The 21,913-nt window shown below is 37.8% G+C and carries 23 protein-coding genes, 1 tRNA gene and 1 pseudogene; 11 read left to right on the top strand and 14 right to left on the bottom strand.

Features of this window, described 5'->3' with window-relative positions; translation table 11 throughout:
• Nucleotides 1-39 precede the first annotated feature (39 nt).
• From thrC to ACMCNP_RS03860, 7 genes and pseudogenes are all read left to right on the top strand, one after another.
• Entirely contained in the window at nt 40-1,284 is a 1,245-nt protein-coding gene (gene thrC, locus ACMCNP_RS03830; protein ID WP_419314039.1) for a threonine synthase, read from the top strand.
• Nucleotides 1,285-1,317: 33 nt separating this feature from the next.
• Nucleotides 1,318-1,590 (top strand): annotated as a pseudogene (locus ACMCNP_RS03835) (MoaD/ThiS family protein); the annotation flags it as partial.
• Nucleotides 1,579-1,833, top strand: a complete 255-nt coding sequence (locus ACMCNP_RS03840) for an NIL domain-containing protein (protein ID WP_419314385.1) — start codon at nt 1,579-1,581, stop codon at nt 1,831-1,833. The pseudogene ACMCNP_RS03835 and the gene ACMCNP_RS03840, both read left to right, overlap by 12 nt.
• Nucleotides 1,834-1,906: 73 nt before the next feature.
• Nucleotides 1,907-2,713, top strand: a complete 807-nt coding sequence (gene moeB / locus ACMCNP_RS03845; protein ID WP_419314387.1) for a molybdopterin-synthase adenylyltransferase MoeB — start codon at nt 1,907-1,909, stop codon at nt 2,711-2,713.
• A gap of 64 nt (nt 2,714-2,777) precedes the next feature.
• Nucleotides 2,778-3,026, top strand: a complete 249-nt coding sequence (locus ACMCNP_RS03850; protein WP_419314042.1) for a sulfurtransferase TusA family protein — start codon at nt 2,778-2,780, stop codon at nt 3,024-3,026.
• Nucleotides 3,013-3,945, top strand: a complete 933-nt coding sequence (locus ACMCNP_RS03855) for a PLP-dependent cysteine synthase family protein (RefSeq protein ID WP_419314045.1) — start codon at nt 3,013-3,015, stop codon at nt 3,943-3,945. The genes ACMCNP_RS03850 and ACMCNP_RS03855 overlap by 14 nt, the downstream gene beginning before the upstream one ends.
• Before the next feature lie 21 nt (nt 3,946-3,966).
• A complete protein-coding gene (locus tag ACMCNP_RS03860) occupies nt 3,967-4,392 on the top strand; it encodes a M67 family metallopeptidase (RefSeq protein ID WP_419314047.1) in 426 nt (141 codons plus the stop codon).
• Here ACMCNP_RS03860 and ACMCNP_RS03865 read toward each other — a convergent pair.
• The 6 genes from ACMCNP_RS03865 to ACMCNP_RS03890 form a co-directional block, all read right to left on the bottom strand.
• On the bottom strand, nt 4,389-4,709 hold the full coding sequence (locus ACMCNP_RS03865) for a hypothetical protein (protein WP_419314050.1): 321 nt from the start codon (nt 4,707-4,709) through the stop codon (nt 4,389-4,391). The two genes, ACMCNP_RS03860 and ACMCNP_RS03865, sit on opposite strands and share 4 nt — an antisense overlap.
• Nucleotides 4,710-5,075: 366 nt before the next feature.
• A complete protein-coding gene (locus tag ACMCNP_RS03870; protein ID WP_419314053.1) occupies nt 5,076-5,525 on the bottom strand; it encodes a hypothetical protein in 450 nt (149 codons plus the stop codon).
• A 246-nt stretch (nt 5,526-5,771) separates the two neighbouring features.
• Nucleotides 5,772-6,950: a bifunctional phosphopantothenoylcysteine decarboxylase/phosphopantothenate--cysteine ligase CoaBC gene (coaBC, locus tag ACMCNP_RS03875; RefSeq protein ID WP_419314056.1), complete on the bottom strand. Its 1,179-nt coding sequence runs from the start codon at nt 6,948-6,950 to the stop codon at nt 5,772-5,774.
• 18 nt (nt 6,951-6,968) lie between these two features.
• Nucleotides 6,969-7,598, bottom strand: a complete 630-nt coding sequence (locus tag ACMCNP_RS03880) for an MBL fold metallo-hydrolase (protein ID WP_419314059.1) — start codon at nt 7,596-7,598, stop codon at nt 6,969-6,971.
• Nucleotides 7,599-7,620: 22 nt separating this feature from the next.
• Nucleotides 7,621-9,123, bottom strand: a complete 1,503-nt coding sequence (locus ACMCNP_RS03885) for a phosphohexomutase domain-containing protein (RefSeq protein ID WP_419314062.1) — start codon at nt 9,121-9,123, stop codon at nt 7,621-7,623.
• On the bottom strand, nt 9,095-11,614 hold the full coding sequence (locus ACMCNP_RS03890) for a sugar phosphate nucleotidyltransferase (RefSeq protein ID WP_419314065.1): 2,520 nt from the start codon (nt 11,612-11,614) through the stop codon (nt 9,095-9,097). The genes ACMCNP_RS03885 and ACMCNP_RS03890 overlap by 29 nt, the downstream gene beginning before the upstream one ends.
• Nucleotides 11,615-11,808: 194 nt before the next feature.
• Here ACMCNP_RS03890 and ACMCNP_RS03895 point away from each other — a divergent pair, with 194 nt between their 5' ends.
• Complete coding sequence (locus tag ACMCNP_RS03895; RefSeq protein ID WP_419314069.1) at nt 11,809-12,303, top strand: phosphatase PAP2 family protein; 495 nt, start codon at nt 11,809-11,811, stop codon at nt 12,301-12,303.
• Between the two features lie 11 nt (nt 12,304-12,314).
• Here the strand turns inward: ACMCNP_RS03895 and lptE are convergent, their stop codons facing one another.
• The 5 genes from lptE to gap are packed head-to-tail and all read right to left on the bottom strand — an operon-like array spanning nt 12,315 to nt 18,192.
• Nucleotides 12,315-12,869 (bottom strand): LPS assembly lipoprotein LptE, encoded by a 555-nt coding sequence (lptE, locus tag ACMCNP_RS03900; protein WP_419314072.1) that lies wholly within the window; start codon nt 12,867-12,869, stop codon nt 12,315-12,317.
• Nucleotides 12,870-12,911: 42 nt separating this feature from the next.
• The gene (leuS, locus tag ACMCNP_RS03905) at nt 12,912-15,443 is read right to left on the bottom strand and encodes a leucine--tRNA ligase (protein ID WP_419314075.1); all 2,532 of its coding nucleotides are present in this window, start codon (nt 15,441-15,443) and stop codon (nt 12,912-12,914) included.
• An 18-nt stretch (nt 15,444-15,461) separates the two neighbouring features.
• Nucleotides 15,462-15,923: a signal peptidase II gene (lspA, locus tag ACMCNP_RS03910; RefSeq protein WP_419314077.1), complete on the bottom strand. Its 462-nt coding sequence runs from the start codon at nt 15,921-15,923 to the stop codon at nt 15,462-15,464.
• Nucleotides 15,924-15,960: 37 nt separating this feature from the next.
• Nucleotides 15,961-17,175 (bottom strand): phosphoglycerate kinase, encoded by a 1,215-nt coding sequence (locus ACMCNP_RS03915; RefSeq protein ID WP_419314080.1) that lies wholly within the window; start codon nt 17,173-17,175, stop codon nt 15,961-15,963.
• A 3-nt stretch (nt 17,176-17,178) separates the two neighbouring features.
• Nucleotides 17,179-18,192: a type I glyceraldehyde-3-phosphate dehydrogenase gene (gap, locus tag ACMCNP_RS03920; protein WP_419314083.1), complete on the bottom strand. Its 1,014-nt coding sequence runs from the start codon at nt 18,190-18,192 to the stop codon at nt 17,179-17,181.
• Between the two features lie 213 nt (nt 18,193-18,405).
• Here gap and ACMCNP_RS03925 point away from each other — a divergent pair, with 213 nt between their 5' ends.
• Nucleotides 18,406-19,071 carry an MBL fold metallo-hydrolase gene (locus ACMCNP_RS03925; protein ID WP_419314085.1) on the top strand — a complete coding sequence of 222 codons (666 nt, stop codon included), beginning with the start codon at nt 18,406-18,408 and terminating at the stop codon, nt 19,069-19,071.
• A 17-nt stretch (nt 19,072-19,088) separates the two neighbouring features.
• Nucleotides 19,089-20,039 carry an HD-GYP domain-containing protein gene (locus ACMCNP_RS03930; protein WP_419314088.1) on the top strand — a complete coding sequence of 317 codons (951 nt, stop codon included), beginning with the start codon at nt 19,089-19,091 and terminating at the stop codon, nt 20,037-20,039.
• Between the two features lie 25 nt (nt 20,040-20,064).
• Here the strand turns inward: ACMCNP_RS03930 and ACMCNP_RS03935 are convergent.
• Together ACMCNP_RS03935 and secG are read right to left on the bottom strand one after the other, a co-directional pair.
• Nucleotides 20,065-20,150, bottom strand: a tRNA-Leu gene (locus tag ACMCNP_RS03935).
• 28 nt (nt 20,151-20,178) lie between these two features.
• Nucleotides 20,179-20,523, bottom strand: a complete 345-nt coding sequence (gene secG / locus ACMCNP_RS03940; protein ID WP_419314091.1) for a preprotein translocase subunit SecG — start codon at nt 20,521-20,523, stop codon at nt 20,179-20,181.
• A gap of 105 nt (nt 20,524-20,628) precedes the next feature.
• Here secG and holA point away from each other — a divergent pair, with 105 nt between their 5' ends.
• Nucleotides 20,629-21,606: a DNA polymerase III subunit delta gene (holA, locus tag ACMCNP_RS03945; RefSeq protein WP_419314093.1), complete on the top strand. Its 978-nt coding sequence runs from the start codon at nt 20,629-20,631 to the stop codon at nt 21,604-21,606.
• Here holA and rpsT read toward each other — a convergent pair.
• Entirely contained in the window at nt 21,590-21,859 is a 270-nt protein-coding gene (rpsT, locus tag ACMCNP_RS03950; RefSeq protein ID WP_419314095.1) for a 30S ribosomal protein S20, read from the bottom strand. The two genes, holA and rpsT, sit on opposite strands and share 17 nt — an antisense overlap.
• Nucleotides 21,860-21,913: the final 54 nt, after the last annotated feature.

The following is a 21,913-nucleotide window of genomic DNA, read 5'->3' on the forward strand; positions in this document are numbered from 1 at the left end:
TATATCTGTAGATAACTATATTAACTATGAGGAAAAAAAATGTTTGTTAAAGGTTTGAAATGCCGCGAATGCGGAAAAGAATATCCGGATAGCCCACTTTATGTCTGCGACTATTGTTTCGGGCCGCTTGAGGTCGATTACGATTACGATAAAATTAAAAAAGAGATAACCATCGATAAAATCAAATCCAGAGAGCCTAACATGTGGCGCTATCAAGAGCTTCTTCCTATAAAAGGAGAAATTACGATCGGCAAAAACGTCGGTTATACCCCGTTGGTAAAAGCCGATAACCTTGCAAAAGCCCTTGGGGTTAAAAAATTATATGTTAAAAACGATTCCGTAAATTTTCCGACGTTATCTTTTAAGGATAGGGTAGTTTCCGTCGCGGTAGCAAAGGCTAAGGAATTCGGCTTTAAAATAGTAGCATGCGCCTCTACTGGAAATCTTGCAAATTCGGTTGCGGCGCTGACGGCTTCTGCTGGCTACGAAAGCTATGTATTTATTCCTTCAAACCTTGAAATAGGAAAGGTGTTGGGGACTTTAATTTACGATACCAATTTAATCAAGATTAACGGAAGCTACGACAGGGTCAATAGGCTATGCACCGAAATTGCGGGAAAACACGACTGGGCATTCGTTAATATAAACTTGAGACCTTACTATGCCGAAGGATCAAAATCTCTTACCTTTGAAATGATCGAACAGCTTGGGTTTAAAGTCCCCGATAACATAGTAGTCCCTATGGCGGGAGGTTCTTTAATTACGAAGGTAGGCAAGGCTATAGACGAATTTGAATATTGCGGTCTGCTGAAAGAAAAACCGAAGACGAAGATTTTCGGTGCACAGGCTAAGGGATGTAATCCGATAACTGCTGCCGTTAAGGAAAAACGAGAGTTCATTAAACCGGTCAGAACTCCGAATACTATCGCAAAATCCCTTGCAATAGGGAATCCTGCCGACGGATATTACGCATCCGACCTCATGAATAAAACAGGGGGATACGGTGAGGACGTAACGGACGAAGAAATAGTAGAAGGGATGAAACTTTTAGCCAGCACGGAAGGAATATTCACGGAAACGGCAGGCGGGGTAACCGTAGCTGTGGCAAAAAAACTTATAGATAAAGGCTACATAAATAAAAGTGAGACTACCGTTCTTGCAATAACCGGAAATGGTTTGAAAACATTGGAGGCTTTGACCGGAAAACTAAAAGAACCTGCAACGATAGAGCCAAATCTCGAAGAGTTTGAAAAAGTGTTGGCTAAAATCAGAGAAAAAAAATAATTAATAACGAACTAATAGTAAAAGGAGGATTAAATGTCGATAAAAGTCAGAATACCCACACCGTTAAGGTCTTTAACAGACGGAAAAGCTGAGGTCGAGACCGACGGCGTTACCATCATAGAGGTAATAGACAACTTAGAAAATAATTTTCCGGGCATCAAAGAAAGGATATGCGAACAAAATAACCGGATTAGAAGATTCGTCAACGTTTATCTTAACGATGAAGACATAAGATTTATGGACAATATAAATTCTACTGTTAAAGACGGAAACATTATTTCTATTATTCCCGCAATTGCCGGGGGGACAGCCGAAAAAAAAAAGTTCTATCTTAACTATCCTCAGGAAGTTATCAAGGAACCCCTGATATATCTTGTCGGCAAGAATTATAACGTCATTACGAATATCAGAAGTGCGAGTATATCTAACGATATCGGCATAATTGCAATAGAATTAGAAGGCGAATCACCGGAGATTGAAAAAGCGGTTAAATTTTTGGAATCTAAAGGGATAACGGTAGAACCGATTGTCCTTGACGTCGTGGAATAAATTACGCGGGCTTAACGGCAAAAGCTTAAGCCTGTTTAGCCGTTTAAACCAATGTTATATTAACGGAGATTAAATTTTGGAATTTACAGAAGAGCAGATTAAGAGATATGCAAGACATATAATATTGCCGGAAGTAGGCGGCAAAGGACAGGAAAAATTGTTGTCGTCCAAGGTTCTATTGATCGGAGCCGGCGGACTCGGCGCTCCCTGCGGATACTACTTGGGAGCGGCAGGAATCGGGACGCTGGGGATAGTAGACTTTGATACCGTCGATTTATCTAACCTTCAAAGGCAGATATGGCACGGAACCGCTGACGTAGGAAGGTACAAGGTAGATTCGGCAAGCGATTCTATCGCAAGAATTAACCCTGATGTCAACGTTATTACTTATAAAGAAAAAATCGATTCTCAAAATATTAAAGATTTGATAAAGGATTATGACGTAATAATAGATGCAACCGATAACTTCCCTACAAGATACTTAATAAACGATGCCTGTTATTTTATGAGAAAACCGCTTGTTTATGGTTCTCTATTCAGATTCGACGGGCAGGCGACGGTATTTTTGCCGGGAGAAGGACCTTGTTATAGATGCCTGTTTCCTGCTCCTCCACCCGTCGGTTTGGTTCCAAGTTGTCAAGAATCCGGGGTACTCGGGGTACTACCCGGAATTATAGGCGCAATTCAGGCAAACGAGGCTATAAAAATTATTCTCGGCGTCGGTAAAACGTTGAACGGAAGGCTTTTGATATATGATGCACTTGATATGAGGTTTACAGAAATGAAGCTGAGAAAAGACAAAACATGTCCGCTATGCGGTGAAAATCCAAGCGTTTTTGACTTGATAGATTACGAAAATTTTTGCGATGTTAAGAACTGAGTAATTAAATTGCCGTTCCGGCGACGCATGAATAATAATATATGAAAACCGGAGTATAGATTAAATGCCTAACTACAACAGCAATACCGAATTAAACATAAAGGGTGAAATTTGCCCCTTTACGTTCGTAAAATCAAAACTTGCACTAGAAAAAATGAAAAAAGGTGAAATTCTTAGGGTTATCGTCGATTACGAACCCGCCATCCGAAACGTTCCGCGTTCGATGGAAGAACAGGGACACAGAGTCTTGTCTACCGGCAAAATTAATGATACCGATTATGAAATTATCGTAGAAAAAGATGGAAAAAGATAACAGCTATTTGCCTCGTTTATTCAGCCCGCTATCTAACATCGGTAATACCGGCGCGGTTCTGTTAAACAAAGTAATTAATCTCGACACCGGTTCAAAATTATATGCAAAATTAGAGGGACTTAACCCTGGCGGATCGGTTAAGGATAGACCTGCATTGTATATGATAAAAAATGCCGTCGAAAAGGGTCTTTTAAAGAAAGACGGCATGACTATAATTGATTCTTCTTCCGGAAATACCGGAATTTCATATGCCATGATAGGCGCATTTTTGGGAATTAAGGTTAAAATTTACGCCCCCGCCAACATGAGCGAAGAAAGAAAGAAAATAATACGGCTTTTTGGAACCGAATTAATTCTTACGCCGGCGGAAGAAAGCCATGATGGAGCAATAAAAAGGTCAATGGAAGAATATAAAAAGGGCGGGGAGGATTTATATTATATGCCTGACCAGTACAATAACCCGCTTAATCCGCTGGCACATTACGAAACCACGGCAATAGAGCTTATTAATCAAACTGGCGGAAATATTGACTATTTTGTAACCGGCATCGGCACGGGCGGAACGATATTGGGCGTGGGAAAAAGACTTAAAGAATATAACGATAAAATTAAGATTATAGCCGTTGTTCCGGACAATGCAATGCACGGTATAGAGGGCTGGAAATATAATTACTCGTTTAATTTTGAGGGTTTTGACCATTATAAAATTATAGATGATTTTATAAAAGTAGATACTGAAGGCAGTTATTCGATGCTTAAAAAAATTATCAAAGAGGAAGGGCTTTTATGCGGATTTTCATCTGGAGCCAACGTATACGGTATATCTATGCTTGCAAATAAATATAGAGGCAACTACGCAACGATATTGCCCGACACGGGTTCAAGATATCTTTCGACGAGGGTATTTGCCGAGTTATAATTAATTACATATTCCAATTTTATGGCTATAATAATTCAAAAAAACGAACTTGAAATAATTAAAAAACATGCTGCCGAAATTTTCCCATACGAGGCATGCGGCGGACTTTTGGGAAAAATAGAAGGGAACGATAAAATTATCGTAAAAGTTTACCCCGCCGAAAACCGCTTCGGAAAGATAACGTGGGACAGTTTTGAGATTGAACCCAAAGATATGCTTGAAATGGACAAAATTTCCAGAAAAGAAGATCTTGAAATTTTAGGGTTTTATCATTCTCACCCCAACCATCCGGCAATACCTTCCAGCTTTGATATAAACGCCTCCTGGCCTTATTACTCGTACGTTATTCTTTCAGTTAAGGGTAATAATATCACCGATATCAAAAGCTATCTGATGCCGGATAAGAATTCTACGCCGGTTGTGGAAGAAGTGACTATAATCGATTAATGTTTTGCCGCAATAATGTCGTACATTTCGTTCTTATACCTTATTTCGTGAAAACTATGCACTACGATATGGAATGCGACAAGGTAAACCGGTATGGCGGTAGCGCCGGTTAACGTTATGACTTTATTAAATTCTGTCATATCCCGCCCTTCTGCTTTAAATTCGGCTTTAAGCCCCTGCATATAATTATAGATGTTGTTTCCTATAATGTCTAAATTTTCCTGATTAACCTCAAACGATTTTCTTCCGCCAAAGCTTTCAATTTTTACCCCTCTATATATTGCGGTATTTTTCAGAGATAAATCTATTTCAACCATAAGAATATCCTTAACATCGATAAATTAGATAAATCATTATAACATAAATTTATATTTCCGTTCGGCAACAGCGTTAAAATCAGAATCGGGAAGATAATTTGCGCTTCCGCATCTATCAGAGATTAGTTTTCATAGTTTTTAAAATTTAATTGCAGGACGCCGCTGTTTTTTACGAGCCTGCCGTAATCGAAATACATGCAGACATTATACCCATATTAGAAAATAGGGTTTGGAATGCCTTTCTTCGTAAGTTTATCAACTTACAGGGCTTCCTTTTGCCATAACAATGACGGTTTTCAATTTACCGCGGCGGTTCCGATAAGCCGGCCCAATTTCATCTCCAACATTCTTTAAATCGACGATGACTTAGAATTTAATACTATCGACTCCGTCTAAATTCCATGTGAGAGGCATTATGTTTTCTACGGCATCGTTTTCTTTATTCAATATCGACCTGTCCTGAGATACGATATCGTCGATTTCAAAGTTTATTCTTTCTCCCAATATGCCGGAGCGACCCGCATTTATAAGGGTAAGAAGCAAATAAGGAAAATAGCCTATACGGTCTCCTGTTGTTACGATATCAAGACTAAGACTATCTAACTTTTTTTTAGCATCGGAATTTATGGCATACGGATGGGACGCTCTATTTCTACTCTCTAAAAAATTATTATTTTTATCAATAGGCGTTCTAAACGTTAAAGAGTAAACACATATCGAACAATCGTGATTTTTAAAAACACATACTGTTTTTCCTAATTGAAATCCGATGTTATTGCGGAAGATGAAGGACGGCAGGGCATAAAATATGACCATTTGCTCAAACCTAATATCAAATATACATTTGTTATATTGAAAGATCATTTTTAACCATAGACCGTTAGATTAGGTTCGTTAGAAATATTTCAATATTTTTTTTAGATTACTCCATAACAATCGCGGTGTCAATCAATAAAATTCTGCCACATATCGTGTCGTAATTTAAAACAAGGTTATTTTTGTGGAATTTATGATTCAAATAACGGCGATTACGGGTCGAATAGCCGATGAACTTATATAATATTAATTTATTTCAGCAAGAAGTTTTTGTGCGAGAGCAGCCTTGGGCTCTCTTTCAAATCTTTTTACTTTACCGGTTTTTTCTATTAAAAAACCCTCGTTTTCATCTCTCCCTATGATATCTTGCGACACGTCGTTTATAAAAATATAATCTAATGATTTTTCGACAAGCTTCTTTCTTCCATTATCGATAATATCGTCGGTTTCCGCGGCAAAGCCAAAAACTATCTGTTTTTTCTCTTTTATTCGAGATATCGCTTTTAATAAATCCTCGTTTTGAATAAGCTCTATATTAAGGCCTTTGCCGGTTTTTTTAATCTTGGTCGGGCTCTCTTCTTTAAAGCTGTAATCCGAAACGGCAGCCGCCATAAAAAGTATATCGCATTGTTTAAATTCATCCATCAAAGTCTCTTTAAGGTCGTTAAAACCGATGCAGTCCGTAATCTTTACTTTTTTATTTATATATTTACAGGAGGTGTCGATATTTAAGGCAATAAGCGACACGTCTGCACCGAGATTAACGGCTTCGTTTGCAAGACTTATCCCCATTTTACCGCTCGATGCGTTAGAGATAAACCTTACAGGGTCAAGATATTCCCTCGTTGCACCTGCAGTTATTAAGACCCGCCTGTTTTTAAGGGTCTTTTCTTTAAACACCGATTCAAGTTCAAATACGATATCGTTAATATCCGGAAATTTGCCTTCTCCGAAATCCCCGCATGCCGTATTTCCCGTTTCCGGCGAAACGAACCGAAAATTATGCCCCATAAGCTTGTCGATGTTGTCTTTTAATATCTTACCGGCAAACATATCGGGGTTCATTGCCGGAACCATAACCTTAGGTTTATCCCGCGAAGCCGAAATGGCCAAGGTTATCAGCGTATCCGCAATGCCGCAGGCAAGTTTATTAATCGTATTATACGTGGCGGGCGCTATCAATATCAAATCGGCATATTTAGATAAAAAAATATGCGCAAGCGGACTCTTAAAGGCATCATCGGCAAAAACATCTTCCCCGAAGGACTTAAAAATATAAGGCGAAATAAATTTAGCCGCCGATGCACTGACTATTATCTTAACGTTAGCCCCTTCCCTTGCAAGCCTCCTGTATAAATCTATGCTCTTATAACATGCAATGGAACCGGTTACACATAAGAGAATATTTTTATCTTTTAGTGCCATATATGCCGAATATTAAAACTAAATTAAATATGCATTATATTTTCTTTCATTTTCTATAACGGTGGCTTCACCGTGACCCGGCAAGACCGATACGTCGTCGCCGAGTATCAGCAGTTTGCTTTTAATGGAATCGATAATTTTATCCGATGAGCCGCCTAAGAAATCTGTTCTTCCGATAGTATTTTTAAAAAGGGTATCCCCGCTAAAAAGATATTTTTCGTCCACTAAAAAAGACATACTCCCGGGCGAGTGTCCGGGCGTAAAAATAGGCAGTATATTAATTTCCCCCAAGCTTATACCTATATTTTCTTTTAGATATTCGTCTATCACGACATCGCCTGTATAATTAAAACCCAAGTATTCCGCCTGTTCTTTCAAGTTTTTTAATATAAGTTCCTCTTCTTTGTTGGCGATAATCTTAATGCCGTATTTTTTCTTAAAATAATTATCCATTGCGACATGGTCTATGTGACAGTGGGTATTCAATATAAATTTCAAATCTATATTGTCGTCTTTTATTATCTTATCTATTCTTTTTTCCTGACCCCCGGGATCTATTAAGAAACCCTCTTTGCTGCTATTCTTATCGTCAAATATAAGATACGTGTTTACTTCAAACGGTCCGGCGGTAATAGTATAAAATTTCATAATTATTTTATTTATTTAGAAATTATATTAAATATTTTCTGAATTCATTTATTAAGGCGCTTAAATTTTCCTCCGTATCGGATTCCCCATATATCCTCATTAAATCCTCGGTGCCGGAAAGTCTTGCTAAAAGCCATGAACCATCGTCAAGAAATATCTTATATCCGTCCGTCATATTTTTGCCCGTAATCTTTTTGCCTCCAAAAACATCGGGAAATTTTTCCATCTTTTCGTCAATCTCTATCTTAAACTTTTCTTTATCGACTGGAACGTTTATTCTTTTGGTATAGATCGGACCGAACTTTTCGAGAAGATTTTTAATAAGCGATCTTAGAGGTTTCTTATAATAAGATAACATTTCAAGGACTAAAAGGCACGTATAAATTCCGTCCTTATCCGGGGTATGCCCCGTTACCGTTAATCCGGAAGATTCTTCACCTGCCATTACGACCTTGTTATCCGATATAAGTTTTCCCAAATATTTAAATCCGACGGGAGTTTCTATCGCTTTAAAGCCGTAATATCGAGCAACCCTATCCACTAAAGCCGTCGTAGCTACGCTCCTTGCAACATCCCCTTTTATCCCTTTACCCTCTATATAATAATTATAAAGGAGCGGAAAAATTATATTCGGCTCTACGAATTCCCCGTCTTCATCTAATATTCCGTATCTGTCGGCATCACCGTCCATCGCAAGACCCACCGCTAATTTTTCGGAACCGTTTCGGCTCTTATTTTTATTATAACTTTTTATCAGGCCTCCCATTATTTTTAGATTTTCGGCGGAGGGATCCGGCGCCATACCCGGCGCAAAAAAGGCATCCCTTTCTTTGTCTGTCTCTTCGAATTCAAAACCAAGTTCTGATAGTAATTTTCCTATAATTTCCCTTGAAGTTCCATGCAGAGACGTAATAAAAGGAAATAAAATCCGGCTGTTGTCGGCTATAAGATTTAAATCCAACCTATTTTTTATTATGTCTACGTAATGAATTATAAAGTCTTCTTCTTTTAACAGCCCTTTGTTTTTAGCGTCTTGAAAATCCATAAATTTATATCTCGGACTTGATAGGAGTTCGTTGGATTTTCTGGTTATAATTTTGGTGTCTTCCGGAAGAGCCGGTCCTCCCCAGTCAGGAGAAAACTTTATGCCGTTATAATTATACGGATTATGGCTTGCGGTTATGTTGATCCCTCCGAGAGCCTTTTCCTTTAATATTTTTACGGATATAACCGGAGCAGGGGTAAAACTTTTTGCAAAAAGAACGGAAAATCCGTTAGCGCAAAAAACCCCGGCGCTTTGTTCGGCAAATTCTTTCGATAAAAATCTGGTATCATAGCCTACTATTATCGTTTTAGAGGGAAAAGCGCTTCCATATTTTTCCGCCAAAAAATCGCATATACCCTGAGAAACCAACTTAACCGAATTATAAGTAAAATCATCCGCAATCCTACCTCTATAACCGGACGTGCCGAATTCTATTTCGGGGTTTCCAGGGTTAGGATAAAACGCTGAAGTTTCTTTCATTCTTCCACCTCTCTATATCGCCGATAAATTTATCCGACATTGATATTGCATCTTCTTTTTTTCTGCTTTCAGAAAATATTTCAAAATGGGCGCCTTCCGACGTAGGATATGCCAGAACCCATCCGCCGGGCATTATAAGCTTTATCCCGTCAATCAGTAAAACATTATCGTCGCTGTATTTCTCTACAAATTTTCTCATTATAAATCCCTTCAATTCCGTCGGACAGGGTACTATTTTATATTCAAAATAGGTCGGTTCTATGAATCTCAATTCCGTTTTCACGGTAGTATTAAGTTTTGCAAGCATCTCAAGAAGTTTTATCGTCGAATACATTCCGTCGAATGCAGGCATAAATTTAGAGTATATATAACCCCCTTCGTTGTCTCCGGCAAAATAGACATTAGAATCCGCGGATTTTTCCATAAGATAGTTGGAGGAATTTTTAGCGGTAACGACTTCGAAGTTATAATCACCTGCCGATTTAGATATGTTAAGGGAAGAATTAATGGGGACCACGATAACCTTATTCGTTTTTTCCGTCTTCATAACCAAAAGGGACATTAAGGTCAATGCCGTATTGCCATCTATATTGTCCCCGCTCTCGTCACAAATAAAAATCTTTTCCCCGCCATTATCAATAAGAATACCTAAATCTGCATTAATAGATTTTACGATGCCCGATAAATCTTTAAGCGATTTTTTAAATTCTCTTTCCGTTTTCGTAATTTTAGTCTGGTCTAAGTTGGCATTCAAATGGACGGAATCTATTCCAAGTTTTCCCACTATGGCAGGAAAAATTTTACTTGAACTTCCATAGGAATAATCTATCACAATTTTAAATTTTCTTTTTATAATTTTATCAACGTCTATTGCATTTAAAAACCCGTTCATATAATATTCCGCTCCGTGTGTAGGATAAAATATTTCACCCGTATCCTCGGAACCAACCCTTAAGTAATCTTCTCTGAAAAACAGTCTTTCGACCTTTTGCTCTCCCAAAGAAGATAAATCTAAACCGTTGGAATCGAAAAGCTTTATATTTAACAGTTTTTTATCGAATGGATGTTTTCTCACGTGTATTCCGCCGTAACTCTTAAACTGCTTTGCCTGATACCTCACGATAGATATTGGAGTATCGCTAAAATCATTGATATTAACCCCGACGGAAAGGGCTCCGGACATCATAGCCCTTGAAAACAGCCTTGATGTCTTATGGCTGTCTCTTGAAACGGAGATAGTTTTATTCTTGCCGATAGTCGCACCGAATGCGGCGCCCAATTTAGATGCAAATTCCGGCGTTATTTCTAAATTGGCAAGACCCGTGATGCCGTATTGTCTAAATATTTTGGCGCTCCATCTATCAGACCAGATAAGACTTTCCGATAATATCGCCCCATCTTCCACGTCTTTAAACGGCCATATTTTGACGTTGGGATTTATTATAGCACCATTTCCGATAGTGCATACATCCGATATTACGGCGCCGGAACCGACAAAAACGTTGTTTCCTATGTCTAATTTATAACCCAATATGGACTCTTGAACCTCACAACTCGAACCTATTTTAGAATTTTTGCCTACTACGGAACCGCTTAAAATAGTACTCTCACCGACCACGCAATTATCGCCTATAACGCAATTTTTTATTTTACAATTTCGAAGAATATGCACGTTCCTTCCGAATATTGAATTTTCAATGTCACAGCTTATATCTATAATACCTTTTGCGCCGATTTTTATGTTTTTTCCGGCAATCACTTCTCCATCAATATTCAAATCTATCTTTCCGGATATTATATCCAAATGGCTTTGTCTATATTCGGAGAGCGTGCCTACGTCCCTCCAATAACCCGAGGATATATGCCCGTAAATATTATTCCCTTCTTTTAAAAGTATGGGAAAAAGATCCTTTGAAAAATCAAATTCGCTTTTTTCGGGTATCATTTTTAATACGTCTTTATTTAATAAATAAATTCCGGTATTTACGGTATCGCTAAACACTTCCGACCATGTAGGCTTTTCTAAAAATTTAGTTATTCTGCCCTCTTCGTCGGTGATTACGATTCCGAAGGGCAACGGGTTTTCTACCCTCGTAAGAACGATCGTAACATCACTTTTCCGGCTGATATGAAATTCTATGGATTTTTTCAGGTTTATATCCGTAATGATATCGGCACTGATTACAAGGAAATTATCGTCTTTAATAATATTTTCTACATTTTTAACCGCGCCGGCGGTTCCGTAGTCTTCTTCGGCAAGCACGTACTCTATTTTTACCCCGAATCCGGTTCCGTCTTTAAAATAATTTTTAATGAGTTCCGGCTGCACATACAGTAAAACTATTAAATCATCTATGCCGTACGTTTTTAATAAATTAACGACATGTTCCATCATGGGCTTATTCGCCACGTGTATCATTGGTTTAGGGGCATTATTAGTCAGAGGTTTAAGCCTTGTCCCAAAACCGCCCGCCATTATAACCGCCTGCATAATGTAAATACCCCACTATAATTAATCGGCTCGCCGACTCGTGTTGCATTAAAATATGAATTCAGTTAAAATTATATCCTACATACACGTTAAAATCAAAATTATTCATTATGCTCTCTTATATTCTTTACTTAGATACAAAGTTTTTTTTATTGATAAACAACAATTTTCACTTTTCTCTGCTGAACGACAATATGAAAGCGGTTACTTTTTTAGGCAACGGCTGGGTTGCTTACTGGATAATTCTCGTTTTCATATATATTTATAATCGTTCAAAGTTTAAAGAATCCTTTTTTTTGCTATTTTTAACGCAAATCGTACCCGGCATATTCGACATAACGATAAAAAGACTTGTCAGCAGACCCAGACCTATAGTCGCATTGCATAGCCTCATAGAAGCCGGAACGGTTCACGTTAATTTACTCGGCAGACATCTGACGGAACATTCGTTCCCGTCCGGACATGCCACTACGGCCTTTTCTTTATCGGTTGCGCTTTCATATATATTTCCGAAACACCGTAAGCTATTTTACGCGCTTGCTTTTATAGTTGCATTCTCCCGCGTTTACAATGGCGAACATTATCCGTTGGACGTCGTAGCCGGAGGAATTTTGGGTTATACGCTTGCAAAAATAACACTCGTTCTATACAAAAGAATAAAAAAAATCAACGGCTATAACTTTGAGTAATTATAAAATTACTACGATATTAACCTCTTAGATTCGATATATATCACTATTTTTCTTGCAATCCTTTTAGAAACGGCAATAATGGCCTTTTTTTCCTGCTCATGTGCAATAAGGGGATTGATATAATCATAATAGGTCGTACTTGAAGAAAATCGAATATTATTAAATATTATCTTCCCGTCCGTTTTATACATGTTTGCAGTTACGGTTACCGTAATCATATAGTTCACCGCCGCAGCCACACCGGTATAAGATATAACACTATTTCGAATAGAAGTAATATTTCCGGTCAGATAATACAAGGCATTACTCTTGTTTGCAGTAAACATAACCGTTCCAGTATTCAAAAAATAGGCAATATTATTCGAAAAATAAACCCCTATACCGCTTTTGTATGTTAAATTTTTGAAGGGTTTTATATATATTTGAGAGATATCGTAGAACCTTCCATGTTTTCCCGAAACGACGACAGAATTTCTATTGCCGTTTAACATTCTGAAACCGCATGCCGACGTTAAACCGGAAATGGCGACAATAAAAAATACCAGCAAAAATTTATTCTTCATATCAATATATTTTTAATTATGTGTAACTCATCGGTTATATATTCATATTACTATATTAAGTAATTTATTTTTTACGTATATCGTTTTTTTAATCATGCTTTCGTCGGTAACATATTTTCTGACCTTACTGCTATTCAGGGCAATTTTAAGCAGGTCCTCATCGTCCAAATTTATACTTGAGGTTATGAGGTCTCTCATTTTTCCGTTTACCTGCACGGCAATATTGCATTCTTCCGGGCTATAACCCGTGTCTTTGACCTCCGGCCACAGGGTTTTTTCTAAGTTCATATTTTCGCGGTTTATGATTTCAAACGCCTCGGAGCAAACATGAGGGATAAACGGGTAAAGTATTAAAATAATCGAATTAATTAAATATTTTAATAAATATTTATCAGCCTTGTTTAAAACTATTTTATCTCGAATGCTCTCTGCAGTAAAATCATTAAAGTCGTTAAGCAGTTCCATCGACGAACTTATTATGGTATTAAAGTGATAACGCCCTTCCATCTCTTTTTCGGCTTTTTCTATAATCCGTCCAAGCTTGTAAATAATCTTTTTGACGTTTTGGTTTATTTCGTCTTCTGCCGTTATTTTGAAATCCTTTTCGGTATCACAAAAGCTATCCGCGCATGAGGTAACGGTTCTATAAAATTTATTAATAAATCTGTATGCCCCTTCTACTGACGAATCGTTCCACTCCAGATCCTTTTCGGGTGGAGCAGCAAAAAGAACGAATAGCCTGACCGTATCGGCTCCGAATTTTTTAATAAGCTCGTCGGGGTCGATAACGTTGCCCTTGGATTTAGACATCTTAGCGCCGTTTTTTACGACCATTCCCTGCGTTAAAAGATTTTCAAACGGTTCGTTCATTTTAAAATAATTTAAATCTCTTAGCGCTTTAACAAAAAACCTTGAATACAGAAGATGCATAACGGCATGCTCCACTCCGCCTATATACCGGTCTACCGGAAGCCATTTCTCAATATCTTCACGTTTAAACGGAACCCGTTCCGTCCTATCCGCAAGGGTATATCTTAAAAAATACCATGAAGATTCCACAAAGGTGTCCATAGTATCGGTTTCCCGTCTTGCCCAACCGCCGCATTCGGGGCATTCGGCATTAATAAACGATTCTGTCTTTTCTAACGAAGAAATGCCTACATCGTCAAAAATAACATTGCGTGGAAGGACCAAGGGTAAATCGCTTTCGTTCAACGGAACCGTTCCGCACTTTTCACAATAAACTACCGGTATAGGACACCCCCAGTATCTCTGCCTTGACACCCCCCAATCCTTAAGCCTGTAATTAATTACTCTCTTACCTATTCCAGTGTCTTCGGCAAAAGCGCAAATCTTTTCTATTGCTTCTCCCGAAGAAAACCCGTTAAAATCTCCGGAATTAATAAGCTCACCGTATGACGTGTAAGGAAGATTATCGCCCTGCCCTTTTTCCGGTTTAATCACCTTTATTATCTCGATATCGTATTTTTTGGCAAATTCGTAATCCCGCCCATCATGTGCCGGAACCGACATTATTGCACCGGTTCCATAATCCGTCAAAACAAAATTTGCCACATATACGGGAATCTTTTTTCCGGTAAACGAATTAATTACGTAAGAGCCGGTAAAAAACCCTTTTTTTTCGGCTATATCTTTTGAAATTAATGAATTATGAATCATTTTTTCTAACTCTACTTGACCTTCCGGACTTTTAATCAATTTTTTCGCAAGCAGATGTGACGGGGAAATTGCAATAAAGGTTGCGCCGAAAATCGTATCCGCCCTTGTCGTAAAGATTTCGATTACGTTATCGTTTTGTTCGACTCCTTCTTCCGGGGAATCTTCGGCTATTTTAAAAAATATGCTTAAACCTGAACTTCTTCCTATCCAGTTCCTCTGCATCGTTTTGACTTTATCCGGCCAACCCTTTAATCCGTCTATATCTTCCAACAGTTCTTCCGCATAAGCGGTTATTTTAAAAAACCATTGTTCCATGTTCTTTATTGTTGCATCATTGCCGCATCTCCAGCATTTTCCGCCTTCAACCTGTTCATTTGCAAGGGTTGTATGACATGACTCGCACCAATTGACATTAGAAATTTTTTTATAAACCAAACCTTTTTTCAACATTTGCAAAAAAAACAGCTGTTCCCATTTATAGTATGAGGAATCCGACGTTACGACCGACCTATCCCAATCGTAGGAAAAACCGAGCCTCTTTAATTGCGTTGTCATAGAATATATATTATTCTCAGTCCATTCGGCGGGATCGGTCTTATTCTTTATGGCGGCATTTTCGGCAGGAAGCCCGAAACTATCGAATCCGATAGGGTGAAGAACGGAATAGCCCTTTAATCTTTTAAAACGCGCAACCGCATCCCCTATTGCATAGTTTCTGACATGCCCCATATGTATATTTCCGGAAGGATACGGAAACATCTCTATGCAATAAAATTTAGGTTTGTTTTTTGAAATGGCGCTCCCTGCACGGAAAGTCTTATTCCTCTCCCAAAAGGCTTGCCATTTACTCTCTATTTCATCAAAATCGTAATTTTTATCCGTTTTTACTTCCATATCGTTACATATTATATATTAAATATATTTTACTATAGATATAAAAAACAGTATAGTCCCGACAACAACCGAGCTATCGGCTAAATTGAAACTCGGCCAATGATATCCGTATATGTGAAAATCAAGAAAATCAACCACGTATCCCTGAAAAATCCTACTTAAAAGATTAGAAAACGCCCCTGAAATTATCAAGGAAGACGAGAAGACGAGTAAATTAGAGCTAATCTTCGTCTTAAATAAAAAATATACTATTGCTAAAATTATTAAAGCCGTTAATATCACTATGAGAAGCGATGAATAATTACTCATAAATCCGAAAGCAACTCCGGCATTATCGACATGAACAATGTTAAAATAATGTTTTATTACCGTTATCTCTTGAAATAATGATATTTGCGTATTTACAAAATATTTCAAAAGTTGGTCAAAAAACAGAACGGGGATAAAAACAGATATCAATATTATTAATTTTTTCTTCATTGACGACTGAAATTAACTTGTATGGAGGGTTTTACACCTATTTTTTTAAATTATTTTTCTTGGAACAATCTACCAGCGCCTCTATGCCCGGCAGCGTCTTGCCTTCCAACAACTCGAGAAACGCTCCGCCGCCGGTAGAAACATACGACATTTTTGCAAATTCTCCCGCTCTATGTATGGCAACATCCGTATCTCCCCCTCCAACGATAGTCAGCGCATATGCGTTTGCAACACTGGAAACCAATGCGGATGTCCCCCTGCTGAAAGCATCAAATTCAAAAACTCCCATAGGTCCGTTCCAAACAATCGTCTTGGCGTTTTGCAATGCTTCCGTAAAAAGGGTAACGGTAGCGGGACCGATATCTAACACCAACCATCCCTTGGGCACTTCTTGGATAGTCGTTACTTTTGTCTCCGCATCCGGAGCAAATTTATCCGCTACGACGGCATCTACCGGGAGATAAAGTTTTATTCTCTTTTCGTTTATTTTTTCAAGGGTCTTTTTTGCATACTCTATCATATCGTCTTCTACTAAAGAACTTCCAACGTCATGTCCCAATGCCTTCAAAAATGTATTCGACATTGCGCCGCCTATAATCAGCTTATCTACCCTGTCGGCCAAATTCGACAATACCTCTATTTTTCCGGAGACTTTTGCGCCGCCCACTATTGCAACAAACGGTCTCATAGGGTTATCTATCGCTCTCGTAAAATAATTCAATTCTTTTCTTATGAGAAAACCGGCGGCACACGTTTTTACGAACCTCGTAACCGCAACGTTGGAGGCATGAGACCTATGAGCCGTAGCAAATGCATCGTTGACATAAATATCGCACAACGAGGCTAATTTTTTGCCGAATTCTTCATTATTGGTAGTTTCTTCGGGGTAAAATCTCAAATTCTCTAACAGTATAATATCCCCGTAATTAGCATATTTAACGATATTTTCGGGTAATTCCCCTATGCAGTCGTTAACAAATTTTACTTCTTTATCCAAAAGTCTGCTTAATCTCTTCGCAACGACCAATAAGGAAAGTGCAGGCACCTTTTTACCCTTCGGCCTCCCCATGTGCGACATCAATACAATCTTTGTATTTTCATCCAAACAGTAATTAATAGTAGGAAGAACCGCCCTGATTCGAGTATCATCGGTAATATTACCGTTCTGATCAAGGGGAACGTTAAAATCCGCCCTTATAAGCAGGGTTTTGTCCTTTATATCTATTTCGTCTATGTAAACGATATTTTCCATTATTTACCGCATCATCTTGATGGCTAATTCGGCAAGTCTCGTCGAATATCCCCATTCATTATCGTACCATGCCAAAATTTTAACGAGGTCATCCCCTATGACCTTCGTGCTTAGCGAATCTATAATGGAAGAATAGGGATCGCCGCGATAATCCATAGAGACCAAAGGTTCCTTGCTGAATCCAAGTATGCCTCTTAAATATGTTTCTGAAGCCTCTTCCAGCTTTGAATTTACCTCAAGCATCGAGGTTTTTTTGGAAACCTTACAAACTAAATCATTAATAGAAACATCGGGCGTAGGTACCCTTAAAGACATTCCGTCAAGTTTGCCCTTTAGTTCCGGTAATACGTCGCAAAGAGCTACGGCGGCACCGGTAGTAGTCGGAATAATAGATAGAGAAGCCGCCCTTGCCCTTCTTAAATCTTTGTGCGGCAAATCTAATATCCTCTGGTCATTGGTATAAGAATGAACCGTCGTCATATTTCCTTTTTCTATCGTAAAGTTTTCATGGATTACCTTTGCAACCGGCGCAAGGCAATTTGTGGTGCATGATGCCATGGAAACGATAAAATGTTTATCTTTATCGTAAATTTTATCGTTAACCCCGAGAACAATCGTTACGTCCGGGTCATGAGCCGGAGCGGAAATCAAAACCCTTTTGGCCCCCGCTCTGATGTGTTTTCCGGCATCGTCTCTTTTCCTGAAAAGACCGGTAGATTCTATCACGATGTCTACCCCGAGGTGTTTCCATAAAAGCTCCGACGGGTCTTTTATCGCCGTAATCAATGTCTCCCTGTCGTCAGCGATTAAATGGTCGATGTCGTAACCGACGTAAAAGCCGGCCTTGCCGTGTACGGAATCGTATTTAAGCAGATGCGCAAGCACCTGAGGATTGGTAATATCGTTGACGGCAACTACTTCGATATCTCCGTCCTTCTTTATCATATCCTGAAGTACCCTAAAAACGTTTCTTCCAATTCTGCCGAATCCGTTTATTGCTATTCTTAAATTCGCCACAATTTCCTCCCTATAATATAATATTTACCCAAATTTTTAATTTTTTGAGATTTTTAACCTCACAATCCGATATTACGGTAATTCATGTTATTATATGATATAACTATAAACAATTACAATAAATAATTTCTTTATTATGTTGTTTAATCGCAAATTTATGATAATTATGGTAAAATTAACTATAACAAGCAAATTTGTATTAAGGAGGTTCTTATGTTTAATTATAAGGGGCTTACGATAGAAAAATTCTGCCATGATAGTTTTTTAGTGAGAAACGGCGAGATCAGCATGTATTTCGACCCGTTTAAATTAAGTAAAAATATTCCCAAAGCGGATTATATTTTTATATCGCACGAACATTTTGACCACTTTTCCTTTGACGATATTCATAAGATTATTAAAGATTCTACCGTCCTATTTATGAACAAAATGACATACAAAGAGATAGATTCGCTGCTCGACAATAAAATGATTATTATTTCTCCCGGCGATTCAGTTGACTTTAACGGCTTACACATAGAAGGCGTACCGGCTTATAACTTAAATAAATTCAAAGAACCCGGAAAGGTTTATCACCCTAAGGAAGATAAACAACTCGGATTCATCATTACTTTTAATGGAGTCAAAATATATTATGCCGGCGATACCGACGATATACCGGAAATGGATGGTCTATCCTCAAAAAATATAGATTTATTATTTATTCCCGTTAGCGGAACGTATGTTATGACTCCCGCCGAAGCGTTGAAAGCGGCAGAAAAAATTGGGGCCGATATATCTATCCCTATGCACTACGGTACTATAGTCGGCGATAAAAAACAGGCGGAAATCTTCAAAGAAGGTTGTTTAAAAAAGGGACTACATTCGGAGATTATATAAAATTTCCGCATACGAATATGGAAAAAATAAAGTATGTACCAATAATAATAGAAAGTCTCATCTTCGGTAAAAATTCCGCTTATCCCCTTTATATGAAATCCGGCGATAATTATATTCTATACAGGTCTAAAGCCCTTATATTTTCCAAGAGCGACACGTTGAGGTTGAAAAACAACGGCATCAAATATCTTTATATCAAAGAGGAAGATAAGGACCGATACGACAGCGACGTCCTTGAGCATGTTAAAACTATCATAAATTCAGAAGACTTAGATTTTGAAGAAAAAACGGTAAAAATATACACATATTCCAAGGTTTATGCGGAATACGTCATTACGACCGGAGATCTCAAGAATAATCGGGAGGAGATTAAGAAATCTATCGAAACCACAATAGAATACTTACTAATGAGTGAATTTGCCTTTATGAATCTTTTAAATCTTTCGGGCTATGATTACAATGAGATAGGACACGGAATAAACGTCAGCATTTATGCCATGGCTTTGGCTAATAGGCTTGGATTTTCCAATAAAATTTCGCTTTACGAAATCGGACTTGCGGGGCTTATCCATGATATCGGAAAATTAAAAATCTCAAGAGAACTTTTGTCAAAAAGAGAAGTGACCGAAAACGAGCTTTACGAGATTCAAAAACATCCCTTGCATTCAAAAGAAATTTTAATAAAAAACAACGTAGATAATAATCGTATAATTAACGGAGTCTTAGAACATCATGAATCCTCAGACGGCTCAGGCTATCCTTTCGGTAAATTAGAGGAACATATTTCAGCTTACGGAAAGATTTTAGAAATAGTTAATGAATTCGATACTTTAACAAGAAATAGACCCTACAGGATTAAACTAAATACTCAAGATGCACTAATCCACATGGAGCAAAACCGCGGACTATACAGTAATGCCTTTTTGAGAGAGTTCTCCCACCTTATGTCTAAAAAGATTTTATTGTAAACCGGTACTTTCCGTTTATCTCGTGTGGTGCCGAAGGCCGGAATTGAACCGGCACGGATATTATCCACCACCCCCTCAAGATGGCGTGTCTACCAATTCCACCACTTCGGCATTATATAAAACTATGCAAATCTCAACTCTATTTTTTGCCGACGGTTTTTTCTTGTCCACCCAGAGTTTTAGAGCTATGTTTATAACTACCATGTTTGACCAAGAGGGTCGACGGCGTTACGGTTTTCTTAATATAGCTCTTAATTGCGATAGGACTTTGCCGTCTTGCGGATAAATAAGATATTAAAAATGCCGAGCCCATAAAAACTATAGCAATTATAACCGTGGCTTTAGTCAAAAAACTACCCGCCCCGGATGCTCCAAATACCGTTTGAGAACTCCCGCCAAACACGGCGCCCATTTCCTGACCCTTACCCTGTTGCATAAGTATAACTATAATCAGAAAAACAGCGGAAACTATTAACATAATCATTAAAAACAACACCATAATAAACTATGTTAATAAAATATAAACCTAAAGTCAACTATTAACTTTTAAAACTTTTAAAAAACTTTTTTTTATTATAAAATTTATTATATGGAAAACAAAATTCTAATCCATTTTTTTTACGGAGAAGATACTTTCAGGATTATAAAGGAAATCGAAAAAATCAAATCCGGAATATTAAAAAAAGAAGAGATCGATTTCAATTTCGATAAGTTGACATCTCCCATTCCGGTAGAATTTTTAAATATTGCGAGCAGCTACCCGGTATTTGCGAAAAGAAGGGTTTTACAGATAGAAGATTTTGACGAATCGTTCCTTAACAATAAAAGCCTACAGGTTTATTGCAAATCTCCGTCTGAAACTACGGTAGTTATATTTTATTTCAACGGTCGTAAGATTAATGAAAATTCGAAATTTTTTAAAGAACTGAAAAATAAAAATTATTTTAAACTTCACAAGGTCAGGTTCTTATACGATAACGAATTACCGTCTTATATTAAAAACCTTTCTAAAGAAAAAGGCATCAAGCTTTCAGACGAGACGATACATTATATAACAAGGTACACGGGCAATAGCACCCTGAATATCAATTCCGAGCTCGACAAAATAACCTCCGGAGTTAACGCCTGCGGCAATAGTGCGACGGAAATATCGTTAGATGAAGTAAAGCCCATAATTGCTCTTTCGAAAAGGTTTAATATATTCGACTTAATCGACAAAATACTAGACAGGAACTTAAGGGCGGCATTTTCTATATTTAATATAATTTACAGTGACGGAGAAGAACCGATAAAAATCATCTCCATGTTATATAGCGAGATAAGAAAGCTTCACAGGGCAAAGATACAGGAACGGTCAGGCATGGATTTTGAAACCGTCTTGAACGTAAACTCAATTCGTCCTTTTTTAAAAAGAAGATTTATAAAAAACCTTTCGTCCTTTTCGATTCAAGAGCTTAAAAAAATTACAAAACTCTTGGAGGATGCCGATTTCAAACTTAAAACGGCATCCATACCTCAAGACTTGGTTTTTGAGGAGTTTATTTTTAAGATTAGCTGTTTTTTATAGTATTACCGAGCCTTGAAAGCGCCGAAATTTTTCTTGCAGCATTATTCCTATGGATTATTCTTTTTGCAGCCAATTGCATTATATAAGATACGTTTAATTTAAAAAGAGTAGATACCTTCTCCTTGTCGTTTTCGGAAACTGCCGCTTTAAACTTTTTAATATTCGTTTTCATCTTAGAAAGACTTGTCGTGTTACGCATAGTTCTTTTTTTTGTCTGCCTTGCCCTTTTTTCCGCTGATTTATGATTTGCCATTAACTTACCCCTTAAAATTTAATATTGAATTACAAAGCTTAATCTTAAACTTTG

It is taken from the genome of Candidatus Acidulodesulfobacterium sp. H_13, assembly GCF_048541835.1.
Lineage (GTDB): Bacteria > SZUA-79 > SZUA-79 > Acidulodesulfobacterales > Acidulodesulfobacteraceae > QIJE01.